Here is a 21,929-nt window from a genome sequence, read left to right on the forward strand (position 1 = left end):
GGGCGTGTGAATTAGGGGGTGGGCCACGCCTTCAAGGCCTGGTCGGCCAGCTCGTGCAACTGCTCGCGACTGGCCCCGCCCGCGGCCTGGACCGACATGCCTTGGCCGATCGCGGTCAGCATTCGTGCCAACGCCTTCGGATCGGCCGTTTCGTCAGCCCCGAGGTCCCCGTCGTTGCGGGCGCGTTCGAAACGCGCCGCGAGAGCGAGCACGCCGTCCTCCCGGTAACGGGCCAGCAGCCTCCGGACCCCGTCATCCTCGGGACTGCACGCGAGCGCTGACTGCACCAGCAGGCAACCCGCCGGGGAGTCCGGCTGCGTGTACGCGTCCGCACATCCGTGCAGCATCACCGCGGCGACCCCTCGTGCGGTCGGCTCCTCAAGCGCCCGCGACACGAAAGCTCCGGGACCGTCGAGGTAGCGCCGCGCGGCCGAGGCGAACAGGGTCTCCTTGTTGCCGTACGCCGCGTACAAGCTGCGCCGGTTGATCCCCATCGCTTCGGTCAGGTCGCTCAACGAGACACCCTCGTAACCATCGCGCCAGAACAGGCGCATCGCGACATCGAGCTTCTCCTCGGCATCGAACGACCGCGGACGTCCAGCCGGCATCGTCTGCTCCCTTCCGAATCGGTCCCGGAATACACCCGGGAGGTGAGTAGTTCCAAGCCAATAGTAACCGAACGGTTCGGTTTCTAAAAGGACCAAGGAGCTACACATGTCTGAGCAGCCTCTCGCAGGAAAGACCGCACTCGTGACCGGAGGGTCGCGCGGCATCGGCGCCTCCATCGTCGAGCGCCTCGCAGCCGACGGCGCAAGCGTCACGTTCAGCTACGTCGCCGACCACCAGGGCGCCAAGGAGGTCGTCGAACGGATCACAAGCACCGGCGGCACCGTCCGGGCGGTCGAGACCGACAGCGCCGACGCCGACGCCGTCCGCGACACGATCGCCGAGGTCGTCGCGATCAGCGGCGGCCTCGACATCCTCGTCAACAACGCCGGGGTGGCCCACGTCGCGCCGATCGAGGAGTTCCCGCTCGAGGAGTTCGACCGTCTCGTCGCCGTCAACGTCCGCGGCGTCTTCAACACGATCCAGGCAGCCGTCCCCCACCTGCCCCACGGTGGCCGGATCGTCACGATCGGCTCCATCAACGCCGACAGGGTGCCGGTCCCCGGCATCGCGGTCTACTCCCTGACCAAGGCGGCCGTCGCCGGACTCACCCGCGGCCTGGCCCGCGAGCTCGGACCACGCGGCATCACCGTCAACACCGTCCAGCCCGGGCCGACCGCAACCGAGATGAACCCGGACGAGGGCGAGTTCGCGGAGGCCATGAAGGCCCTCATGCCCGTGGGTCACTACGCCCATCCGACCGACATCGCCAGCGCGGTCGCTTACCTCGTTCGCCCCGAGGCGCGCTTCGTGACCGGCACCAGCTGGGACGTCGACGGCGGCTTCGCCGTCTGAGCCGAACCCGACCTACGAGAAACGGAGAGCAACCAATGACCAGCATCGGAATCATCGGCGCCGGCGGCATCGGTACGGCGCTCGCGCGCCGCTTCGCGACCACAGACGCAGAAGTCCTTCTCGCCAACAGTCGCGGCTCCCACACCGTGCAGACACCCGACGACCGCGTCACCGCGGCCGACATCACCGAGGCAGCCAAGGCCGACATCGTGGTCCTGGCCGTTCCCTGGAACCGCCTCGAGGCAGCAGTGGCCAACAGCGGCATCGACGACTGGTCGGGCAAGATCGTCATCGACCCGACCAACCCGCTCAGCGCACCGGACTTCCCGCCCGCCGACCTCGGCGGCCACGTCTCCAGCACGCAGCTAGTGGAGAAGCTCGTCCCGGGAGCCGAGGTGGTGAAGGCGTTCGGAACACTGACTCCGCCCGACCTCGGAGCCGACCCGACCGCCGGAGGGCGGCGCGTCGTCTTCATCTCAGGAGACCACCCGGCCGCGAACGGCACGGTCGCGCGGCTCGCATCGAAGGCCGGATGGGCACCGATCGACCTCGGCCTGCTCGCGATCGGCGGTCCGCTGCTCCACTTCCCCGGCGGTCCCCTGCCGACGCTCCGGCTGCGTCTCGAGCGCTAACCGGCCGGCAGCGTTGCTACGCCACCGGGGTCAGGCTCGGGCTCAATCGCAGCGGAGGTCGCGAATCCTTCAACCAGGCTGCGTGGGCGCGTAGATCGCTACCGGAGTCCCGGGCCGAAGCAACTCGGCCCGGGACTCTCGTGGTGTGCTGCTGCCGGGATGGAGCCGAACGGGCGCGGCTGCCTGCATGCCGGCAGAGTGGTGCGGAAGTACTGGCGGCCAGCGGCGTACGCGCCGTGAGACGCCGGTACGTTTCCACCATGGTCGTCCGGGCTCTGGTCACGTTGCTGTTCCTGCTTCCCGCGCTCGTCGGCTGCGACGGTGGTGCCGACCCCGAGCCCGATGTGGACGCGATAGTGGCGTCGGTCGAGGACGTTCCTTCGGTCACCAAGTCGGTCCGGCTCACCGATGACACCGACCCGGACAAGATGCTGGGCAGCGAGGAGGGCTATAGCGAGGCGGCAGTGTTCTACGACTCCCGCCTGAAGTGTCCGCAGCCCGGGATCGACTGCGGGGCCGTGCTGGAGGTGTGGGCGGACGCCGACGGCGCCAAGGAGCGGTCGGGCTACCTCAAGGCGCTCCAGTCCGGCATGCAATCCCTCGGAACTGAATACCACTACCGGGACGGCGCCCTCCTCCTCCGGGTGAACGGTGACCTCACCGCGAAGCAAGCCGAGGAGTACCAGGCAGCGTTCAACGAAGCCGCCTAGCCCGGGGGTTCAGTCCTCGCCGAAGAACCCCGGCTGATCGCCTGGAAACGCACCGTTCACCGCTTCGATCCTCAGCCCGGTGAGCCCGGCCTCCTTGATGGCGGCCAGCACTTCGTCGGAGACGACCAGGTTGTGACTTCTCCGACCGCGCCACAGGCTGTGCACGGGCCCGGGGTCATTGCATTCCTCGAGCACGCCGACGTAGCCACCGAGACGGTCACCGCTCCGCAGGCGGATCTCCACGTCGAAGACGTCCAGCTCCGCGCCACACCCGCGAAGAACCTCAACCATCCGCTCGCTGAGCAATTTCAACCCGATCATCGACGTCTGCCACAGGAAGTCGTTCAGTCTCTTGCCGTAGTGCTCCGGCTCTTGGACCCACCAGACCGCGACGTCCACCGACCCCGGCCCGGCCTCCCCCAAGGCTTTCTCGACGTCGATGCCCGACGGTGCCCTCCACCGGCCATAGGTCGGGGCGTCCTCGCCGGTCACCCGCAGCCACAGGTCGCGGCCTGCTCCGGCCGCGGTTACGGTGTGCCAAGCCATCGGGTCCTCGAGGACGGGCACTGGTAAGTGGTGTGCCATGACCGGCTGACCATGCGAATCCGCTTGTTCTCGATCTTGATCCGCCAGTACCGGCTGTCCTCGATGTCGCTGCGCCGCGGTGCGAGCCAGTCCTCCCAGAGCCGGTTGAACTTCCGCGCGTACTTCCGGTGTGCAGGACTGCACCACCAGTGCCCGAAGATCGGGTTGTGGATGTTCAGGCCGGCGCGGCTGAAGTCTGCGTTGAACTTGACCGGGAGCGTGTGGTGCGCGTCGTACCCGACGATCGAGGACTTCTCCCAGCCGGTGCGTCGTCGGACGTTCTCGCGGAAGTTGCGGCGGTTGAGCTTCAGCAGCTTCCGCGGGGTCCGCGGCTCGACGTCGTCGAGATCGAGCTGCGCCTGCTTCGCGGCGAGCTTGGCTGCCGCCCGCTTCGCCGCCTCGTAGGTCGCGCGTCGGACCACGTACCGGCCGAGGATCTGCCCGCCCACTCGCAAGGCCACGGGAACGACCCACCACGGATCCGCGAAGACGGGATAGGTCGCGCCCACCGCCCGGTGCTCGACGACTTGAACGAACGAGTTCCGGTCGACGACCTCGAACCGGGTCGACACGGCGATGCCGATCGCGTCGACGGCCCAGGGAGCTTCCAACGCGCCGATCACAGCACCTTCGCGGTCCACGGCTTCGAGACCCTCACCGTGCGCTCGCAGTCGCGCACCGGCCGGAAGGGCGACGTCGAAGAGGAAGCGCTGTCGCGCGCGGACGTCGGTGATCCGGATAAGCGACTGTCGCCCCAGCGTGCCCGGGCGGCGGTGCGCACCGGCGATGTCCCGGTGCGCGATGGTGAACCATCTCCCGCTCGTGACTCGCGGAGTGACGGCTGTTCGTGGCAACGGTGCCGAGCTGTCTCGGACCTGCGGCTCGGCGCCGACCTCCATGGCCGCCGCCGGCACGGTTGCGTTGATGGTCAAAGTCAGGGTGAGCGCCACTGCCGAGGAGAGGGCAAGCCGCAGGACTCGTAACACCGTTGTCTCCCGAGAGTCGATCGATGAAGTCGCTGGCCGGGAACCTAACAGGACTTCGACCTCCGGGGGCGACGATTGGGAATCTCCTGCATGAAGCGAGGCCATCAGACTCCCGAGCACGTGAATGTGTCACCGGCAGGCGCCTAGAAGGCGGCGACCTCCCTCACTGGGTGTGTTCCTAATCAGCCGAGCTCTGGCTCATGCCGACGTGCGGATGCGCGCGGATCTGCCGATGAGTGCGCAGTTCGGACTTCCCCTGACATGCTGCTCCGCGTGGTGATGGACCCGCTTCCAGATCTGGCTGATCTCGTCTGGGCCTTCGAGGACGAGCCCCACTACGCCTACGAGGAGGACGACCTCGCCGCAGGGTACGAGTCCGACTGGCGTGAGCAGTGGCCGTACACCCGAGTCGTTTTCGTCCTGAGCCGAGGGCAACGTCGTGTCTCGCTCGACCTCCAGCCGGGCCATGAGCAGGCCCGGCTGCTTGTGGAGGACGCTCAAGGTGAGGTCGCCGACCTTCTGCTCCGCAAGGTGCGGAGCATCGAACTCGACCGAGCGAAAGGTCGCGTGGTGCTCCAGATCGCGTTCGCCGAAGGGCTCCGCACGGACAGGGTCTTCCTGCAATTGGATCCGCAGATCTCCCTCGGGTGGGAGCCGTTCGCTTTCGACTAATCCCGCGGCAGGGTCGCACGCTCATGCCGCAACCAGGGCGGCTACGCTCGCCCGACTCTGCCGCGTTCCGCCACCGGCGAGCTCCTCAGCGAGCACGACATCGACCCCACCCGGGACTACCAACCAAGGAACCCACAAAAGCCTGACAGCCGAACCCTCAGATGAGGGTTCGGCTGTCGCCGATGTCTTGCGACATCACATGGCGGTGGCGGAGGGATTTGAACCCTCGGTGGGCTTGCACCCACAAACGCTTTCGAGGCGTTCTCCTTAGGCCGCTCGGACACGCCACCGCGGGAGAATGTACCGGAGCAGACCGGCGCCGTTGAAATCGCGGTGGCCCGGAGATGACCGTCAGAGGCCACCCGCAAGCCGGTGGTAGGCGGCGTTCCAGCGCAGCTCGCGCTGGAACCCCCGGGCAGTCGTGTCGGCGTCGATGACGGCGATCTCGGTGGCGGTCATCTCGGCGAAGTCCCCCAGCACCTCGACGCCCACGGCGGTGGACAGCACGGTGTGGTGCGGTGCCCCGGCCATCAGCCACGACTCCGCCGAGGTCGCGAGCGACGGCCGCGGCTCCCAGACCGCGCAGGCGACCGGCAGGGCGGGCAGCGCCTCGTCGGGCTCGACGACGTCGACCTCGTTGACGGTGAGTCGGAAGCGGTCGCCGAGGTCGGAGAGGCCGGCGACGACGGCCTCGGCGGGGTCGGCGGTGAACCGCAGCCGCACGGGGTCCTCCCGGCCGCCGATGGAGAGCGGGTGCACCTCCAGCGACGGGCGGCTGCTGGTGATCGACGGGCAGACCTCGAGCATGTGGGCGCCGAGGATCTTCTCCTCTCCCGGGACCAGGTGATACGTGTAGTCCTCCATGAACGAGGTGCCGCCGGGCAGGCCGGCGGCCATCACCTTCGTGGCGCGCAGCAGCACCGCGGTCTTCCAGTCGCCCTCGCCGCCGAAGCCGTAGCCGTCCGCCATCAGCCGCTGGACGGCGAGGCCCGGGAGCTGGCGCAGGCCGCCGAGGTCTTCGAAGTTGGTGGTGAACGCACCGAAACCGCCGTCCTCGAGGAAGCTGCGCATCCCGGCCTCGACCCGGGCGCCGTAGCGCAGCGACTCGTGGCGCTCGCCGCCCGGCAGGAGCTCTGGTGCCACGTCGTAGAGGTCGGCGTACTCGACGACGAGCTTGTCGATCGCGTCGTCGGCGACCGCGTCGACGACGGCGACCAGGTCGTTGACGCCGTAGGTGTTGACCGAGACGCCGAACCGGAGCTGCGCCTCCACCTTGTCGCCCTCGGTGACCGCGACGTCGCGCATGTTGTCGCCGAACCGGGCGAGCCGGAGCCGGCGCAGCTCGTCGCGGCCGAGCGCCGCCCGGGCCCAGTCCTCGACCCGGGCCCGGACGGCCGGGTTCTCGACGTGGCCCGCCACGGTCTTGCGCGGTACGCCGAGCCGCGACTGGATGTAGCCGAACTCCCGGTCGCCGTGGGCGGCCTGGTTGAGGTTCATGAAGTCCATGTCGATCGTCGACCAGGGCAGCGCCATGCCGGCCTGCGTGTGCAGGTGCAGCAGGGGCTTCTGGAGGGCGTCCAGTCCGGCGATCCACATCTTGGCCGGCGAGAACGTGTGCATCCAGGCGATCAGCCCGACGCAGTCGGGCGCGCTGTTGGCCTCGAGCACCTGGCGGTGGATCGCGGCCGCGTCGAGGAGCACCGGCTTCCACACGACGCGGACCGGGAGGGCGGAGAGGGCGACGAGCTTGTCGACGATCTCCTGCGACTGTGTCGCGACCTGGTCGAGCGTCTCGGGCCCGTAGAGCGCCTGGCTCCCTGTCAGGAACCAGACCTCTGGATCGTTCGCCACGTAGGGTCCTTTCATCGCTGGCCGTAGACGTTCTGATAGCGGTCGAACAGCGCGTCGACGTGACGCTGCTCGATGGGGATGGGCTCCCCGAGCTGGCGCGCGAGGTGCACCGAGCGGGCGACGTCCTCGCACATGACCGCCGCCTTCACCGCCGCCTTCGCGGTGGCGCCGACGGCGAAGACCCCGTGGTTCTGCATGAGCACGGCGGGCGACCGGCTGCTGGCGAGGGTGTCGACGATGCCGCGGCCGATGGAGTCGTCGCCGATGATCGCGAACGGCCCGACGGGGATGTCGCCGCCGAACTCGTCGGCGCACATCGTCGTCACGCAGGGGATCGCCTCGCCCCGCGCCGCCCAGGCGACGGCGTACGGCGAGTGCGTGTGCACGACGCCGCCGACGTCGGGCCGGTGCCGGTAGACGTAGGCCTGCGCCTCGGTGTCCGAGGAGGGCGCGTGCAGGCCGTCGACCACGCGGCCGTCGAGGTCGCAGACCACCATGGCGTCGGGCGTCAGCGCGTCGTAGTCGACGCCGCTCGGCTTGATCACGAGCAGGTCGTGGCCGGGTACCCGCGCGGAGACGTTGCCGGCGGTCCACACCACCAGGCCGTAGCGGACGAGCTCCGCGTGCAGCGCGCACAGCTCGGCACGCAGCCGCAGCACCGTGCTGCGGACGTCGTCGACTGCGGTCACGAGCCCTCCCTCGCCTGTCGTCGGGCGACCGCGTCGCGACGGATCGCCTTGAGCCGGCGCATCGCCTTGTCGGCGCGGCCGAAGTGGTCGTGCAGGGCGACGTACTCCGCGAACAGCCCGTCGTACGACGCCGCACGCCCCTCGTCGGGCAGGTAGACGCCCCGCCGTATCTTGCCCATCGCCTTCGACGCCGTGGCGACGTCGGGATAGACACCCGCGGCGACCGCCGCGTGGATCGCGGAGCCGAGCGCGGGGCCCTGCTCGGAGTCGATGACCGAGAGCGGCAACCGCGTGACGTCCGCATAGATCTGCATGAGCAACTCGTTCTTCGACAGCCCGCCGGCGATCACCAGCTCGTGCACCGGGACGCCGCTGTCGCGAAAGGTCTCCACGATCACGCGGGTGCCGAACGCCGTCGCCTCGAGGAGCGCGCGGTAGACGTCCTCGGGGCGGGTGGCGAGCGTCAGCCCGACCACGAGACCCGAGAGCTCGTGGTCGACCAGCACCGACCGGTTCCCGCTGTGCCAGTCGAGGGCGACGAGTCCGTGCTCGCCGACCTCCTGGGCCGCCGCCAGCCGGGTGAGGTGCTCGTGCAGGGTCTCCCCCGCAGCCGTCGCCGCGGCGGCGTGCTCGGCGGGCACCGCCGTACGGACGAACCAGCCGAAGATGTCGCCGACCCCGCTCTGCCCGGCCTCGTAGCCCCAGCTGCCGTCGACGATGCCGCCGTCGACGACGCCGCACATGCCGGGCACCTCGCGCAGCACGTCGCCGCTCATCACGTGGCAGGTGGACGTGCCCATGATCGCGACCATCTGGCCGGCGCCGGTCGCCTGCGCGGCGGGCGCGGTGACGTGCGCGTCGACGTTGCCGACGGCGACGGCGATGCCCTCCGGCAACCCGGTCCACCCGGCGGCCTCGGCCGTCAGGGTTCCCGCGCGGCCGCCGAGGCGGCCGACGGGCTGGTCGAGCTTGTCGGCGACGAACCCGCCGAACCCCGGCGCGAGGGCCTCGAGGAAGTCAGCGCTCGGGTAGCCGCCGTCCTGGAGGATCCCCTTGTAGCCGGCGGAGCAGGCGTTGCGGACGTAGGTCCCGCACAGCTGCCACACGATCCAGTCGGCCGCCTCGACCCAGCGCTCCATCCGGTCGTAGGTGTCGCGGTCCTCCTCGAACAGCTGGAGCCCCTTGGCGAACTCCCACTCCGAGGAGATGAGCCCGCCGTACCGCGCCAGCCAGGCCTCGCCGCGCTCCTCGGCGAGCGCGTTGATGCGGTCGGCCTGGCCCTGGGCGGCGTGGTGCTTCCAGAGCTTCACGTAGGCGTGCGGGCGCGCGCGGAAGCCGTCGACCTCCGACAGCGGGGTGCCGTCGGCGAGGGTCGGCACCATCGTGCACGCGGTGAAGTCGGTGGCGATGCCGACGACCTCCGCCGGGTCGATCCCGGCGTCGACGACGGCGGCAGGTACGGCGACCTGGAGCACCTCGCGGTAGTCCTGCGGCACTTGGAGCGCCCATTCCGGCGGCAGTCGCAGGTCCGTGCCGGGCAGCCGGTCCTCGACGACCCCGTGCGGGTACTCGTGGACCGCCGTCCCGACCTCGGCGCCGTCCGAGGCGCGCACCACGACGGCGCGGCCCGACAGCGTGCCGAAGTCGACACCGACGACGTACTGGTCGCTCAACGACCTCTCCCTTCGACAGGTGCGGCGGAGCTCGCGCGCACGACGAGCTCGGGGCTGATCAGCCGCGGCGGGGTGGGCTCTCCGGCGATCGCGGCCCGGAGGATCTCGATGGCGCGCTGGCCGACCGCGGCGAAGTCCTGGCGCACGGTGGTCAGCGGCGGGATGAGGTACGGCGCCTCCGGGATGTCGTCGAAGCCGACGACGCTGATGTCGTGCGGCACCGACCGACCGGACTCGGAGAGCGCCCTCAGGAGGCCGAGGGCCATCTGGTCGTTGGCGCAGAACACGCCGGTGACGTCGGCCCGCGCGGCGATCGCGAGCCCGGCGTCGTAGCCGCTGGCTGCCGACCAGTCGCCCTCGACCTGGCGCGAGGGGCGCAGGCCGGCGGCGAACATCGCGTTGCGGTAGCCGCGCAGCCGCGCCCGGGCCTCGGTCCACGACGACGGTCCGGCGACGTGCACCACCTCGGTGTGGCCGAGGTCGAGCAGGTGCCGCGTCGCCTCCTCCGCGCCGGCTACCTGGTCGACGCCGACGGTCCACTCCGCCTTGTCCTCGTCGCCCTCGACGACGACGACCGGGATGCCCTGGTCGACCTGGGTGCGTGCGGCCTCCACGGCGTCGTCGGTGGCGGCGATGAGGACGATCCCCTCGACGTGCTGGTCGCGGAGGTGGTTCATCGCGTCGGCGAACTCGGCGCGGGTCAGGCTCTGGAGGTTCGTCGAGCTGACGAAGTAGCCGGCGGCCCGGCCGGCCGCCTGGATCGTGCGGTGCACGGTGCTCGGCCCCCAGAACCCGCTCTTCGAGCCGATCACGCCGATCGTGCCGGAGCGACGGGTCACCAGCGAGCGCGCGGCGGTGTTGGGCCGGTAGCCCAGCTGCCGGATCGCCTCCTCGACCCGCTCCCGCGTCTCCGGCCGGAGGTTGCCCTGCCCGTTGACGACCCGCGAGACGGTCTGGTGGCTGACGCCGGCGAGGCGGGCGACGTCGGCCATCACCGGGGCCCGGCCGTTGCCGGTCCGGGGCGAGGTGGCCGTCACGTCTGGCGCCTGGTCATCAGCCGCTGGATGACGACGAACACCAGCAGCAGCACGCCGATCACGATCCGGATCCAGGCCGGGTCGAGGGAGCCGTCGAAGTTGATCAGCGCCTTGATCGTGCCGAGGACCAGGACGCCGATGAACGAGCCGATGACGAAGCCGCGCCCGCCGGTCAGCAGGGTGCCCCCGATGACCACCGCGGCGATCGCGTCGAGCTCCCACCCGATGGCAGCGCGGCTGTTGGCCGAGGAGAGGTAGAGCCCGTAGAGGATGCCGGCGAGGGCCGCGCAGCAGCCGCTGATGGCGTAGACGCCGACCTTCACGACGGCGACCCGGAGGCCCATCAGCATCGCCGAGGCCTCGTTGCCGCCGATCGCGTAGACGGTGCGCCCGAACCGGGTGCGCGCGAGGACGTAGGCGGCGACCACCACGGTCGCGAGCGACACCAGCACGGTCCAGTACGTCGTGTAGCCGCTCCAGAGCGTGACCTGCTTGAACGCGATCTCGAAGAACCCCTCGTTCGTGATCGGGATCTGGTCGGTGCTGATCAGGAAGGTGACGCCGCGCGCCAGGAAGAGCCCCGCCAGCGTCGCGATGAACGGCTGGATGTCGAGATAGTGGATCAACACGCCCATCAGCGCCCCGAGCAGGATGCCGACGAGCAGCACCGCGCCCATGGCGGGGTAGACCGACCAGCCGTCCTGCAGCAGCTTCGCCAGGACCATCGTCGAGAGCGCGGCGACCGAGCCGACGGAGAGGTCGATGCCCCCGGTCAGGATCACGAAAGTCATCCCCACCGCGAGCACGATGAAGAACGAGTTGTCGCGCAGCAGGTTGAGGAGGTTCTGGGTGTCGGCGAACTGGTCGTACTGGAGCCCGCCGACCCCGAACATCCCGACGAACAGCGCGAACGTGCCGATCACGGGCAGGTAGCGGCCCGGCGGCGAGTAGCTCCGGACCCGGTCCCAGGTGGACGGGGAGGCGGGCAGGGTCGTGGGGCTCATGCGGCGACCGCCTTCGGCTCGGAGGTACGGCGCAGCCGCGCGCGGAATGCCGCACGGACGCGCGGCGACTGGAGGAGGCACACCACGATCACGACGAGCGCCTTGAACACGTAGTTGGCCTCTGACGGGATGCCGATGCTGGGAATGGTGCGGGCGAGGGTCGCGATCAGCAGCGCTCCCACGACCGTGCCCGCGAGCGAGAATCGGCCACCGGTCAGCGCAGTGCCTCCGATGACGACGGCGAGGATCGCGTCGAGCTCGATCCAGAGGCCGAGGCTCTCCGCGTTCACCGAGTTGGTGTTGGCGGCGATGATCAGCCCGGCGATGCCGGCGCACACCGCGGCGAACACGTAGACGGTCCAGGTGATGGTGCGCGCCCGCACCCCGGCGAGCCGGCTCGCGTCGGGGTTGATGCCGACGGCCTCGATCAGCATGCCCAGCGCCGTACGGCGGGTCAGCGCGGCCGTGAGGAGGACCATCCCCACCGCCACCAGGAAGGCGATCGGCAGCCCGAGCACGTAGCCGGAGGCGAGGTCGGAGAACGTCCCGTTGGTGGGCGTGGTGATCTGGCCGTCGGTGACGAGCAGGGCGATCCCGCGGCCGGCGACCATCAGCACCAGCGTGGCGATGATCGGCTGGATGCCCAGCACGGAGACCAGGAAGCCGTTCCAGACACCGAGGAGCACGCACACGGCGAGCGCGGTCGTGCAGGCGAGGATCGCAGCGGACGCCGCGCCCTCGTCGGCCGCGCCGACGATCCGGGTGCACGCGACCGCGCCCGCGATCGCGGCGACCGCCCCGACGGACAGGTCGATCCCGCGGGTCGCGATGACCAGGGTCATCCCGAGCGCCACGAGCATGACCGGCGCGCTGTTGCGGATGATGTCGATCGGGTTGCCGTAGAGGTGCCCGTCGAGGATCCGGATCGACAGGAAGCCCGGGCTCGCGATCACGTCGACGACCAGCATCAGGACGATCGCGAGGACGGGCCACACCAGCTGGTGGCCGAAGATCCGCGCGGCGACCGAGCGCCGGGCCGCGGGCGGGTCCGCCACGGGTGCGGGAGTCAGGATGTCGGTCATGCCCGCTCCTCCTGGGCGCGCGCCTCGCCCGCGATGATCTCGAGCACGTCGCTGACGCTGACGTCGTCGTTGGGCTGCTCGTGGATCTTGCGCCGGTCGCGCATGACGACGAGCCGGTGGCTCAGCCGCAGCACCTCCTCGAGCTCGGCGGAGATGAAGACGACCGACATCCCCTTGGCGGCGAGGTCCGCGACGAGCGCCTGGATCTGGGTCTTGGCGCCGATGTCGATGCCGCGGGTGGGCTCGTCGAGGATCAGCAGCTCGGGCTCGGTGATCAGCCACCGCGCCAGCAGCACCTTCTGCTGGTTGCCGCCGGAGAGGTTGCCCATCAGGGCGTTCGGGTCGGGCGGGCGGATGTCGAGCGAGGTCATGTAGTCGCGCACCAGCCGAGTCCGCGTCGCCTGCGGGATCGGCCGGAGCCAGCCGCGCGACGCCTGGAGCGCGAGCAGCATGTTGTCGGCGACCGTCAGGTCCGCGAACACGCCCTCGGCCTTGCGGTCCTCGCTCGAGAACGCGAGCTTGCGGTCGATGGCATGGCGCGGGCTGCGCAGGCGGCGGCGGGTCGAGCGGATCTCGACGGTCCCCTGGTCGGCGGTGTCGGCGCCGAACAGGAGCCGGGCCAGCTCGGTGCGCCCGGAGCCGAGCAGGCCCGCCACGCCGACCACCTCGCCGTCGTACAGAGTGAGGTCGGTTGCCTCGAGCGAGCCCTTCCGGCTCAGCCCGACGACCTGAAGGACCGGCTGGCCGGTGGTGGCGGCGGGACGCGAGGAGTGGTCGAGCCGCTCGAGCACCTCGAGCTCGCGGCCGATCATGAGCCGCACCAGCTCGAGCTGGCTGGTGTCGGCGACCATCCGCTCGCCGACCAGGCGTCCGTTGCGCAGGACCGTCATCCGGTCGGCGATCTCGTAGACTTGGTCGAGGAAGTGGGAGACGAAGACGATCGCGACCCCCTCGTCGCGCAGGTGCCGCATCACCTCGAACAGCTTCGCGACCTCGTCCGCGTCGAGGCTCGACGTCGGCTCGTCCAGGATCAGCACCCGGGCGTCGACGTCGACCGCCCGCGCGATCGCGACCAGCTGCTGGACCGCGATCGGGTGGTCGCCGAGGGTGGAGGCGGGATCGATGTCGAGCCCCAGCCGCTGGAGCGTCGCGCGGGCGTGCGCGTTCATCGCCCGCACCTTGATGCCCAGCGGCCCGCGCGGCTCGCGGCCGAGCAGCATGTTCTCCGCGACGGTGAGGTTGGGGACGAGGTTGACCTCCTGGTAGACCGTGCTGATCCCGGCCGCCTGGGCCGCGGCGGGGGTGGGGAAGGTCTGCTCCTCGCCGCCGACCAGCACCGTGCCGGCGTCCACGGCGTAGACGCCGGTGAGGGCCTTGATCAGCGTGGACTTGCCGGCGCCGTTCTCGCCCATGAAGGCGTGCACCTCGCCGGGGTAGAGGCGCACCGACACCTCGTCGAGCGCGCGCACGTTGCCGAAGGAGATCGAGATGTCGCGCATCTCGACGACCGGCTCGCGCGCCGGCGTCGCTCCTGTCACCAGCTGCTCCTCGTGGGTCTGCGTCATCGCTCGTTCGTCTCCGTCGCGGGAGGGACGGTCACGGGAGCCCGGCGGTGCCGGGCTCCCGTCTGCCGTCCGGTCAGTACTTGCGGTCGGGCAGGGCCTCGATGGCCTGCTCCTGGGTGAAGGTGGTCTCCTCGGTGACCACCCGCTCCGGGATGTCCTCGCCGTCGAGCACCTGCTGGGCGAGGTCCATCAGCTGGGGGCCGAGCAGCGGGTTGCACTCGACGATGAAGTTGATCTTGCCGTCGGCCAGCGCCTGCATGCCGTCGTGGACGGCGTCGACGGTGATGATCTTGATGTCCTTGCCGGGCTCGAGACCGGCCGCCTCGATCGCCTCGATCGCACCCAGGCCCATGTCGTCGTTGTGCGCGAAGACGACGTCGATGCCCTCCTCGGAGTTGAGGAACGACTCCATGACCTGCTTGCCGCCGTCGCGCGTGAAGTCCCCGGTCTGCGAGGCCGTGACCTCGATCGACGGGTCGGCCGCGATGGCCTCGGCGAAGCCCTCGCCGCGGTCGATCGCCGGCGCGGCGCCGGTCGTCCCCTCGAGCTGGACGACGTTGACGTCGCCGTCGCCGTCCACGTCGGCCTCCGCGGCGTTGTCGACCAGCCACTGGCCGGCGTCCTGGCCCTCCTTGACGAAGTCGGAGCCGAGGAAGGTCTCGTAGAGCGAGGTGTCCTCGCTGTCGACCGCGCGGTCGGTCAGGATCACCGGGATGCCGGCCGCCTTCGCCTCCTGGAGGACCGCGTCCCAGCCGGTCTCGACGACCGGGCTGAAGGCGATGATGTCGACCTTCTGCTGGATGTAGGAGCGGATCGCGGTGATCTGGTTCTCCTGCTTGCCCTGGGCGTCGGAGAACTTGAGCTCGATGCCGGCCTCCTCGGCCGACTCCTTGATCGACTCGGTGTTGGCCGTGCGCCAACCGCTCTCCGCGCCAACCTGCGCGAAGCCCATCACGATCTTGCCGTCGTCCCCGCCGCCCTCGGAGCCGTCGGCGCTGTCACCACAGGCTGCCAGCCCGGTCGCGCCCATCAGGAGCGCGGCCACCGCGCCCACCGTCTTGATTGCCACTGTTTCCTCCACATCGTCTGGGCGTCAGCGCCCTGTGACGGGTGTCACTTGTCGGAGAGTGTGAGCGCTAACATTCCTGCCCGTCAAGAACTTTCGCCGAATTGACGGTCAGAAAATGTGAACGCTCACCTTGCCCGGCTCAGACCGTCGCGGAGAACCGCCACTCGATGCGAGCGCGGTAGGCCTCGCCGGGCCGCAGGGTGGCGGACGGCCACTCCGGGTGGTTCGGGCTGTCGGGGTGGAGCTGGGGCTCGAGCGCGATCCCGTCGGCCGGCCGGAGCAGCCGTCCGGACCGGCCGAGGACCGCGCCGCTGAGGAAATTGCCCGTGTAGACCTGGAGCCCGGGCTGGTCCGACCAGACCTCCATGGCGGTGCGCGAGCGCGGCGACTCCAGGCGGGCCACGCGGCGCAGCCCGCTCCCGTCGACGACGAGGTTGTGGTCGATGCCGCGCGCGGCGACCACCTGTTCATGGGGCTCGCGGACGACCTCGCCGACCGGCCGGGCCACCCGCAGGTCGAACGGCGTCCCGTCGACGGGCGCGTGGTCCCCCAGCGGGATCGACCCCTCGTCGACCGGCGTGTACGACGAGGCCGGCACCTGGAGCAGGTGGTCGTCCACCGTGCCCGCGCCGTCGAGGTTGAAGTAGGCGTGGCTGGTCATGTTGACCACCGTCGGCCGGGTCGTCGTCGCGCCCAGGTCGAGCGTCACCCGGTCGGCCTCGACCGTGAACCGCGCGTGCGCCGTGACCTCGCCCGGGAAGCCCTGGTCGCCGTCCGGGCTGACGAGGCGGAGCGTCGCGCTCGACTCGTCCTTGTCCGCGACGTCCCAGAGCCGCCGGTCGAACCCGTCCGGTCCGGCGTGGAGCGAGTGGCCTCGGTCGTTGGTCCGGACGGACACCTCCTCGCCGTCGAGCTCGAACCGGCCGTGGGCGATCCGGTTGGCGTAGCGGCCGATGGTGCCGCCGAGGTAGTCGCTGGAGCCCAACAGCTCGCGCGCGCCGGGCAGGCCGACGAGCACGTCGCGGCGCCGCCCGTCGCCGCAGGCGACCTCCAGCCGCTGCATCGTGGCCCCGAGGGTGAGCAGGTGGAGCACCGGACCGGGAGCGCTCCCCAGCTCCACGATCGCGGCCCGGGCAGCAAGGTCGTCGGTCACGGTTGTGAACGTTAACATCAGGAGGGCGGTCGGGCGGTGGATCGCCGCACCACGAGGGCCGGCGCGAGCAGGTCCGCGACCGGCGCCTCCTCGCCGCCCAGGGCCCGGATCGCCAGCTCGAGCGCGCGTCGCCCCAGCTCGGCGAACTCCTGGTTGACGGTGGTGAGCGGCGGCCAGAAGTACTCGGCCTCCGGCACGTTGTCGAACCCGACCACGCTCACGTCGTCGGGCACCCGCCGGCCGTGCTCGTGCAGGGCCTTGAGCAGTCCGAGGGCCATCGAGTCGTTGGCGGCGAACACCGCGGTCACCTCGTCGGAGGCGCAGATCCGCACGCCCGCCCGGTAGCCGCTCGCGGCCGACCAGTCGCCCTCGATCTCGGGGCCGGGCAGCAGGCCGCGCTCCTCGTGGGCGCGGCGCCACCCCTCGCGCCGCCGGCCCGACTCGACCCAGTCGAGGGGGCCGCTGACGTGCGCGACCGCGCGGTGGCCGAGGTCGAGCAGGTGGCTGGTCGCGGCCGCGGCACCGGCCTCCTGATCGACGCCGGCGGCCATCGGCGTACCGGCGCCGACGCCCTGCACCAGCACGACGGGGATCGGCAACGACAGCGACGCGACGATCGACTGGGCCTCGCGGAGGGCGACGGCGACGACGATCGCCTCGACGTCCTCGTCGAGCAGGCGGTCGACGGCGTCGTGGAGGGAGCGCTCCGACAGCTCGATCATGCCGACGAGCGACACCTCGTAGCCGGCGGCGCGGCCGGCCTCCTGGACCGCGGCCGAGATCATGCTCGGCCCGTGCAGCGCGAGGTGCGCCGAGACCATCCCGATCCGGCCCGACCGCGCGGTGGCCAGCTGGCGGGCGGCGTTGTTGCGCCGGTAGCCGAGCTCGCGGATGGCCGCCTCGATGCGCTCGCGGGTCTCGGCCTTCACCAGCGGCGAGCCGTTGAGCACGCGCGAGACGGTCTGGTGCGAGACTCCGGCGACCGCCGCCACGTCGGCCATGCTCGGCCGCCGACCCGCACTCGTCACCACGCGCGCCATGCTAGGCCGTCACAGGGGCGCCGAGGCGCTACGAGCCCTCCGCCTCGGCACGGACCGCGCCGCGCTCGAGCCGGGCGTCGACCGCGGCCGGGCTCAGCACGTGGTCGAGCGCCATCGCGGCACAGCCGACGACGCCCGCGCGGTCGCCGTACGTCGACGGCAGGAACTGGAGCTCGCGGGTCGCCAGCGCAGAGGCCCGCGCGTAGACGGTCTCGCGGACGCCGGCGGCGTAGACGTCGAACGGCGCGGCCATGTCGCCGCCGAGCACGACGGCCTGCGGGTTGAGCAGGTTGATCGCGACGGCGAGCAGCTCGCCGAGCTGGCGCCCGCTGTCGCGGAGCAGCTGCTTGGCCTCGGCGTCGCCGGAGAGCGCGAGCCGGGCCAGGTCGCGGACGTGCTCGACGTGGCGGTCGCGCTCGCGGAGGCCCGCGACGAGCGCCCACCCGGCGGCGACCGTCTCGAGGCAGCCGACGTCGCCGCAGCGGCAGACCCGGCCCTCGCCGGCGTCGACCTTGGTGTGGCCGATCTCCCCGGCGGCGCCGAGGTGGCCCGAGACGACGCGGCCGTCGGCGAGGATGCCGAGCCCCAGACCGGTGGAGGCCTTGACCACGATCAGGTTGGAGTACGACGCCGCGTGCCCCAGTCGCTCGGACAGGGCCAGCACGTCGGCGTCGTTGCCGACGAGGAGCGGGGCGGGAGCGACCTCGGTGAGGTAGGGCTCGAGCGGGACGCCGTTCCAGCCGACCATCACCTTGGAGTCGATGCTGACTCCCCGGACGGGATCGACGGTGCCGGGCAGGCTGAGCCCGATGCCGAAGACGTCGCCGCCGTCGGGAAGCCCGTCGAGCAGGCGGCCGAGCTCGTCGGCGACCGGCGGCATCACCTCGTCGGGCCCGGCGCCGATCTCGTGCTCGACGGAGGCGGCGGCGCGCTCGACGCCGGCGAGGTCGAAGACGCCGAGCTGGGTGCGGGTGCGGCCCACCGCGACCGCCACCACGACGCCCGCGGACGCGTTGAAGACCAGGCCCCCGGCGGGGCGACCCCCGGTCGACGCCAGCTCGGAGCCGAGCAGCACGAGGCCGGCGTCGACGAGCGCGGTGACCCGGCCGACGACGGCGGAGCGGGAGAGGCCGGTCAGCCGGCGGAGGTCGGAGCGGGTGGCGGCGCGGCCGGACCGGAGGAGCTCGAGCATCTCCCCCGCCGAGCCCGCACCACCGGCGACCAGCGTGACCATGGGCACACCATAGGACATGACTTAGGTCCTCGTTAAACCTAAGTTTGGTTGCCACAGGCCCAACTTCGGTCTAGCGTTGACGTGTTCTCGCCCTCGAACCCAGGAAGAGCGACATGTCACGCGAGTCCCTTCACCCCACCGTGGCGGCAGTGACGGCACGGATCGTCGAGCGCAGCAGCGCCACGCGGTCGTCGTACCTCTCCCGGATCAGCGCCGCCGCCGACCGCGGTCCGGCGCGCGGCCGCCTCGCCTGCGCCAACCTCGCGCACGGCTTCGCGGCCGCCGAGGGCGAGGCCAAGACGCAGCTGCGCCGCGGCCAGAAGCCCAACCTGGCGATCGTCACCAGCTACAACGACATGCTGTCGGCACACCAGCCGTACGCCGACTACCCGCCGATCCTCAAGCAGGCGGTGATCCGCGCCGGCGGCATCGCGCAGGTCGCGGGCGGCGTACCGGCGATGTGCGACGGCATCACCCAGGGCCGCGACGGCATGCAGCTCTCCCTCTTCAGCCGAGACGTGATCGCGATGTCCACCGCGATCGCCCTCTCGCACGACATGTTCGACGGCGCACTGCTCCTCGGCGTCTGCGACAAGATCGTGCCGGGCCTGCTCATGGGGGCCCTCTCCTTCGGCCACCTCCCGGTCGTGTTCGTCCCCGCGGGCCCGATGGCATCGGGCCTGCCGAACAAGGAGAAGGCGCGGGTCCGGCAGCTCTACGCCGAGGGCAAGGTCGACCGCGAGGCCCTGCTCGACGCGGAGGCGGCGTCGTACCACTCCGCCGGCACCTGCACGTTCTACGGCACCGCCAACTCCAACCAGCTGCTGATGGAGGTGATGGGGCTCCACCTGCCGGGGTCCTCGTTCATCAGCCCCGACACCCCGCTGCGCGAGGCACTCACCCGCGAGGCGGCGGCGCGCGCCGTCGCGATCTCGAAGTACGACGACCGCGTGCCCGTGGGCGAGCTCGTCGACGAGCGCACCATCGTCAACGCGTGCGTCGCCCTGCTGGCGAGCGGCGGATCGACCAACCACACGCTGCACCTGGTGGCGATCGCCCGCGCGGCCGGCATCGAGCTGACGTGGGGCGACATCGCCGACCTGTCGGCCGTCGTGCCGCTCCTGGCGCGGATCTACCCCAACGGCGCGGCCGACATCAACCACTTCCACGCCGCCGGGGGCGTCCCGTTCCTCGTGCGGACGCTGCTCGACGCAGGGTTCCTGCACGAGGACGTCCGGACGATCGCGGGCCCGGGCCTGCGCCGCTACGTCGAGGAGCCGGTGCTCGCCGACGTCGGCTACGGCACCGTCGTCTGGCGCGAGCGCACCACCCGGAGTCTCGACGACGAGGTGCTGCGTCCGGCCACCGATCCCTTCGCCGGCGACGGCGGGGTCAAGATGGTGACCGGCCCGCTCGGGTCGGGCGTCGTGAAGACCTCCGCGCTGAAGACCAAGCACCGCGCGATCTCCGCCCGCGCGCGGGTCTTCGACCACCAGGACGACTTCCTCACCGCGTTCCACGCGGGTGACCTCGACGGCCGCAACTTCGTCGCGGTGATCCGCTACCAGGGCCCGGCCGCCAACGGGATGCCCGAGCTGCACAAGCTGATGCCTGCGCTCGGCGCCCTCCAGGACCGGGGCCAGAAGGTCGCGATCGTCACCGACGGCCGGCTGTCCGGTGCGTCCGGGAAGGTGCTCGCCGCGCTGCACGTCACCCCGGAGGCCGCCCACGGCGGGCCGCTGGCGAAGGTGCGCAACGGCGACCTGATCCACATCGACGCCGACCAGGGCGTGCTCGACATCGCGACGGCCGACGAGTTCGCGCACCGGCTGCCCACGGGCTTCGCGCCGACCGAGGAGCAGTGGGTCGGCACCGGCCGCGAGCTGTTCTCGGTCTTCCGCAACGCGGTCGGGCCGGCCGACGCCGGCGCGACGGTGTTCCCCGCCGTACCGGCCGAGGAGGTGGCCGATGAGCGCGCCACTGCCTGAGGGCGCTTCACTCCTCGACGCCGTCCCGGTGGTCCCCGTCGTCGTGGTCGACGACGTCGCCACGGCGGTGCCGCTCGCCCAGGCGCTGGTCGACGGCGGGCTGCCCGCGATCGAGCTGACGCTGCGCACGCCGGTCGCGCTCGACGCGATCCGCGCGATCGCCGCCGAGGTGCCCGGCATCCTGCTCGGCGCCGGCACGATCACCACCCCGGCGCAGGCCGACGCTGCCGCCGAGGCGGGCGCGGGCTTCCTCGTCTCTCCCGGTACGACGCCCGCGCTGCTCGCGGCGATGGCCGACACCGGGCTGCCGTTCCTGCCGGGCACGTCGAGCGTGTCCGAGGTGCTGGCGGTGCTCGAGTCGGGACGCACGGAGATGAAGTTCTTCCCGGCCGAGGCCGCCGGCGGTGCGCCGTACCTGAAGGCCGTCGGGGGCCCGCTCCCGCAGGCGCGGTTCTGCCCGACCGGCGGCATCACCGCCGCCTCGGCGCCGGACTACCTCGCGCTGCCCAACGTGGGCTGCGTCGGCGGCACCTGGATCACCCCGGCGGACGCTGTCGCGGCGAAGGACTGGGCACGGATCACCCGCCTGGCTGCGGAGGCCTCGGCCCTTCGCTGACCGAGTAGGTCCTCTCGATCGCGTCGTTGAGGTCGGCGAGGTCGCGGACGAGCGACTCGACGCGCTCGCGCCCGAGCCCGGAGAGGGTCTCGCGGAAGATCGCGAGCCGCAGCGCACCGTCGCGCTCGTAGGCGTCGCGGCCCGCCTGCGTCAGCCGCACCAACCGCTCCCGCCGCCCCGTCGTGGCCTCGAGCTCGACGAGGCCGAGGGCGACCGCCCCCTTCACCTGACGGCTGACCGTCGACTGCTCCACCTGGAGCTCGTGCTCCAGCTCGCGCATGGAGAGCGGGCCGTGCTCCGCCACCGCCCACAGGATGCGGAACACCGACTGGTCGAGCTCGGCTCCGGCCGGCGTGAGGACACGACGCCGCGACAGTCGCAGCACCTCGCGGCCGACGGCGCGGACCAGGTCGTCGTCGATCATCCCGGCTCGACCTCGCCGAAGGACCGCTGCGTCGCGAAGAAGTCCTCGAGGAGCGCGGCCGACTCGTCAGCGAGGACGCCGCTCACCACCTCCGGCCGGTGGTTGAGGCGCCGGTCGCGGACGACGTCCCAGAGGCTGCCGACGGCGCCGGCCTTCGGGTCCCAGGCGCCGAACACCACGCGGTCGACCCGCGAGAGCACCGCGGCACCGGCGCACATGGTGCACGGCTCGAGCGTGACGACGAGCGAGCAGCCGTCGAGCCGCCACTCCCCGCGGGCCGCGGCCGCCGTACGAAGGGCGACGACCTCGGCGTGGCCGGTCGGGTCGGCCACCGCCTCGCGGACGTTGCGCCCGGCGCCCATCACCTCGCCGGAGGCGTCGACGACGACCGCGCCGATCGGTACGTCGCCGGTGGCCAGCGCCGCGCGCGCCTCGTCGAGCGCGGCCTCCATCGGGGC

The 21,929-nt window shown here is 71.4% G+C and carries 22 protein-coding genes and 1 tRNA gene; 6 read left to right on the forward strand and 17 right to left on the reverse strand.

The genetic code is table 11. The features are described 5' to 3' along the window. Nucleotides 1-11 precede the first annotated feature (11 nt). Nucleotides 12-608 (reverse strand): TetR/AcrR family transcriptional regulator, encoded by a 597-nt coding sequence (locus HNR19_RS19570; RefSeq protein WP_179669467.1) that lies wholly within the window; start codon nt 606-608, stop codon nt 12-14. A gap of 106 nt (nt 609-714) precedes the next feature. Here HNR19_RS19570 and HNR19_RS19575 point away from each other — a divergent pair, with 106 nt between their 5' ends. The 3 genes from HNR19_RS19575 to HNR19_RS19585 all read left to right on the forward strand — a co-directional run bounded on the left by HNR19_RS19575 (nt 715) and on the right by HNR19_RS19585 (nt 2,803). Continuing rightward, nucleotides 715-1,461: an SDR family NAD(P)-dependent oxidoreductase gene (locus tag HNR19_RS19575; protein ID WP_179669468.1), complete on the forward strand. Its 747-nt coding sequence runs from the start codon at nt 715-717 to the stop codon at nt 1,459-1,461. Next, complete coding sequence (locus HNR19_RS19580; protein WP_343047348.1) at nt 1,458-2,093, forward strand: NADPH-dependent F420 reductase; 636 nt, start codon at nt 1,458-1,460, stop codon at nt 2,091-2,093. The genes HNR19_RS19575 and HNR19_RS19580 overlap by 4 nt, the downstream gene beginning before the upstream one ends. A gap of 260 nt (nt 2,094-2,353) precedes the next feature. Then, nucleotides 2,354-2,803 (forward strand): hypothetical protein, encoded by a 450-nt coding sequence (locus tag HNR19_RS19585; protein ID WP_179669470.1) that lies wholly within the window; start codon nt 2,354-2,356, stop codon nt 2,801-2,803. A 9-nt stretch (nt 2,804-2,812) separates the two neighbouring features. On the opposite strand, the gene HNR19_RS19590 is transcribed toward HNR19_RS19585, so the two are convergent. After that, the gene (locus HNR19_RS19590; protein ID WP_179669471.1) at nt 2,813-3,349 is read right to left on the reverse strand and encodes a hypothetical protein; all 537 of its coding nucleotides are present in this window, start codon (nt 3,347-3,349) and stop codon (nt 2,813-2,815) included. Further along, nucleotides 3,331-4,338: a hypothetical protein gene (locus tag HNR19_RS19595; RefSeq protein WP_179669472.1), complete on the reverse strand. Its 1,008-nt coding sequence runs from the start codon at nt 4,336-4,338 to the stop codon at nt 3,331-3,333. The genes HNR19_RS19590 and HNR19_RS19595 overlap by 19 nt, the downstream gene beginning before the upstream one ends. 309 nt (nt 4,339-4,647) lie before the next feature. Between HNR19_RS19595 and HNR19_RS19600 the strand changes: the two genes are divergently transcribed. Beyond that, a complete protein-coding gene (locus tag HNR19_RS19600) occupies nt 4,648-5,046 on the forward strand; it encodes a hypothetical protein (RefSeq protein WP_179669473.1) in 399 nt (132 codons plus the stop codon). A 200-nt stretch (nt 5,047-5,246) separates the two neighbouring features. Here the strand turns inward: HNR19_RS19600 and HNR19_RS19605 are convergent. The 12 genes from HNR19_RS19605 to HNR19_RS19660 form a co-directional block, all read right to left on the reverse strand. After that, nucleotides 5,247-5,336 (reverse strand) — tRNA-Ser (locus tag HNR19_RS19605). A gap of 61 nt (nt 5,337-5,397) precedes the next feature. Continuing rightward, nucleotides 5,398-6,897, reverse strand: coding sequence for an L-arabinose isomerase (gene araA / locus HNR19_RS19610; protein ID WP_343047282.1), 1,500 nt, complete (start codon nt 6,895-6,897; stop codon nt 5,398-5,400). 11 nt (nt 6,898-6,908) lie between these two features. After that, nucleotides 6,909-7,586: an L-ribulose-5-phosphate 4-epimerase gene (locus HNR19_RS19615; protein WP_179669475.1), complete on the reverse strand. Its 678-nt coding sequence runs from the start codon at nt 7,584-7,586 to the stop codon at nt 6,909-6,911. Next, a complete protein-coding gene (araB, locus tag HNR19_RS19620) occupies nt 7,583-9,259 on the reverse strand; it encodes a ribulokinase (RefSeq protein WP_179669476.1) in 1,677 nt (558 codons plus the stop codon). Before araB ends, HNR19_RS19615 begins: the two co-directional genes overlap by 4 nt. After that, the gene (locus HNR19_RS19625) at nt 9,256-10,296 is read right to left on the reverse strand and encodes a substrate-binding domain-containing protein (RefSeq protein ID WP_218910326.1); all 1,041 of its coding nucleotides are present in this window, start codon (nt 10,294-10,296) and stop codon (nt 9,256-9,258) included. Before HNR19_RS19625 ends, araB begins: the two co-directional genes overlap by 4 nt. Next, the gene (yjfF, locus tag HNR19_RS19630) at nt 10,293-11,300 is read right to left on the reverse strand and encodes a galactofuranose ABC transporter, permease protein YjfF (protein ID WP_179669477.1); all 1,008 of its coding nucleotides are present in this window, start codon (nt 11,298-11,300) and stop codon (nt 10,293-10,295) included. The genes HNR19_RS19625 and yjfF overlap by 4 nt, the downstream gene beginning before the upstream one ends. Beyond that, a complete protein-coding gene (locus HNR19_RS19635) occupies nt 11,297-12,382 on the reverse strand; it encodes an ABC transporter permease (RefSeq protein WP_179669478.1) in 1,086 nt (361 codons plus the stop codon). The genes yjfF and HNR19_RS19635 overlap by 4 nt, the downstream gene beginning before the upstream one ends. Further along, entirely contained in the window at nt 12,379-13,947 is a 1,569-nt protein-coding gene (locus tag HNR19_RS19640; protein ID WP_218910327.1) for a sugar ABC transporter ATP-binding protein, read from the reverse strand. Before HNR19_RS19640 ends, HNR19_RS19635 begins: the two co-directional genes overlap by 4 nt. A gap of 73 nt (nt 13,948-14,020) precedes the next feature. Continuing rightward, nucleotides 14,021-15,016, reverse strand: coding sequence for an ABC transporter substrate-binding protein (locus HNR19_RS19645; protein WP_343047283.1), 996 nt, complete (start codon nt 15,014-15,016; stop codon nt 14,021-14,023). Between the two features lie 139 nt (nt 15,017-15,155). Then, a complete protein-coding gene (locus tag HNR19_RS19650) occupies nt 15,156-16,169 on the reverse strand; it encodes a galactose-1-epimerase (RefSeq protein WP_179669479.1) in 1,014 nt (337 codons plus the stop codon). Between the two features lie 17 nt (nt 16,170-16,186). Beyond that, a complete protein-coding gene (locus tag HNR19_RS19655) occupies nt 16,187-17,200 on the reverse strand; it encodes a substrate-binding domain-containing protein (protein ID WP_218910328.1) in 1,014 nt (337 codons plus the stop codon). A 37-nt stretch (nt 17,201-17,237) separates the two neighbouring features. After that, complete coding sequence (locus HNR19_RS19660) at nt 17,238-18,443, reverse strand: ROK family transcriptional regulator (protein WP_179669480.1); 1,206 nt, start codon at nt 18,441-18,443, stop codon at nt 17,238-17,240. 149 nt (nt 18,444-18,592) lie between these two features. On the opposite strand from HNR19_RS19660, the gene edd reads away from it, so the two are divergent. Then, entirely contained in the window at nt 18,593-20,431 is a 1,839-nt protein-coding gene (gene edd / locus HNR19_RS19665) for a phosphogluconate dehydratase (RefSeq protein WP_425490694.1), read from the forward strand. Continuing rightward, entirely contained in the window at nt 20,412-21,047 is a 636-nt protein-coding gene (gene eda, locus HNR19_RS19670; RefSeq protein ID WP_179669482.1) for a bifunctional 4-hydroxy-2-oxoglutarate aldolase/2-dehydro-3-deoxy-phosphogluconate aldolase, read from the forward strand. The genes edd and eda overlap by 20 nt, the downstream gene beginning before the upstream one ends. On the opposite strand, the gene HNR19_RS19675 is transcribed toward eda, so the two are convergent. Continuing rightward, nucleotides 21,010-21,471: a MarR family winged helix-turn-helix transcriptional regulator gene (locus HNR19_RS19675; protein WP_179669483.1), complete on the reverse strand. Its 462-nt coding sequence runs from the start codon at nt 21,469-21,471 to the stop codon at nt 21,010-21,012. The two genes, eda and HNR19_RS19675, sit on opposite strands and share 38 nt — an antisense overlap. After that, the gene (locus tag HNR19_RS19680) at nt 21,468-21,923 is read right to left on the reverse strand and encodes a nucleoside deaminase (protein ID WP_179670397.1); all 456 of its coding nucleotides are present in this window, start codon (nt 21,921-21,923) and stop codon (nt 21,468-21,470) included. Before HNR19_RS19680 ends, HNR19_RS19675 begins: the two co-directional genes overlap by 4 nt. Nucleotides 21,924-21,929: the final 6 nt, after the last annotated feature.

This window comes from Nocardioides thalensis (genome assembly GCF_013410655.1).
Lineage (GTDB): Bacteria > Actinomycetota > Actinomycetes > Propionibacteriales > Nocardioidaceae > Nocardioides > Nocardioides thalensis.

Bases quoted from the DNA above. Each gene is read 5' to 3' on its own strand.
- HNR19_RS19590 (WP_179669471.1), bottom strand. From the start codon at position 3,349: ATGGCTTGGCACACCGTAACCGCGGCCGGAGCAGGCCGCGACCTGTGG.
- HNR19_RS19680 (WP_179670397.1), bottom strand. From the start codon at position 21,923: ATGGAGGCCGCGCTCGACGAGGCGCGCGCGGCGCTGGCCACCGGCGAC.
- HNR19_RS19640 (WP_218910327.1), bottom strand. From the start codon at position 13,947: ATGACGCAGACCCACGAGGAGCAGCTGGTGACAGGAGCGACGCCGGCG.
- yjfF (WP_179669477.1), bottom strand. From the start codon at position 11,300: ATGAGCCCCACGACCCTGCCCGCCTCCCCGTCCACCTGGGACCGGGTC.
- HNR19_RS19660 (WP_179669480.1), bottom strand. From the start codon at position 18,443: ATGGTCACGCTGGTCGCCGGTGGTGCGGGCTCGGCGGGGGAGATGCTC.
- HNR19_RS19675 (WP_179669483.1), bottom strand. From the start codon at position 21,471: ATGATCGACGACGACCTGGTCCGCGCCGTCGGCCGCGAGGTGCTGCGA.
- HNR19_RS19635 (WP_179669478.1), bottom strand. From the start codon at position 12,382: ATGACCGACATCCTGACTCCCGCACCCGTGGCGGACCCGCCCGCGGCC.
- eda (WP_179669482.1), top strand. From the start codon at position 20,412: ATGAGCGCGCCACTGCCTGAGGGCGCTTCACTCCTCGACGCCGTCCCG.
- HNR19_RS19570 (WP_179669467.1), bottom strand. From the start codon at position 608: ATGCCGGCTGGACGTCCGCGGTCGTTCGATGCCGAGGAGAAGCTCGAT.
- HNR19_RS19585 (WP_179669470.1), top strand. From the start codon at position 2,354: ATGGTCGTCCGGGCTCTGGTCACGTTGCTGTTCCTGCTTCCCGCGCTC.
- HNR19_RS19575 (WP_179669468.1), top strand. From the start codon at position 715: ATGTCTGAGCAGCCTCTCGCAGGAAAGACCGCACTCGTGACCGGAGGG.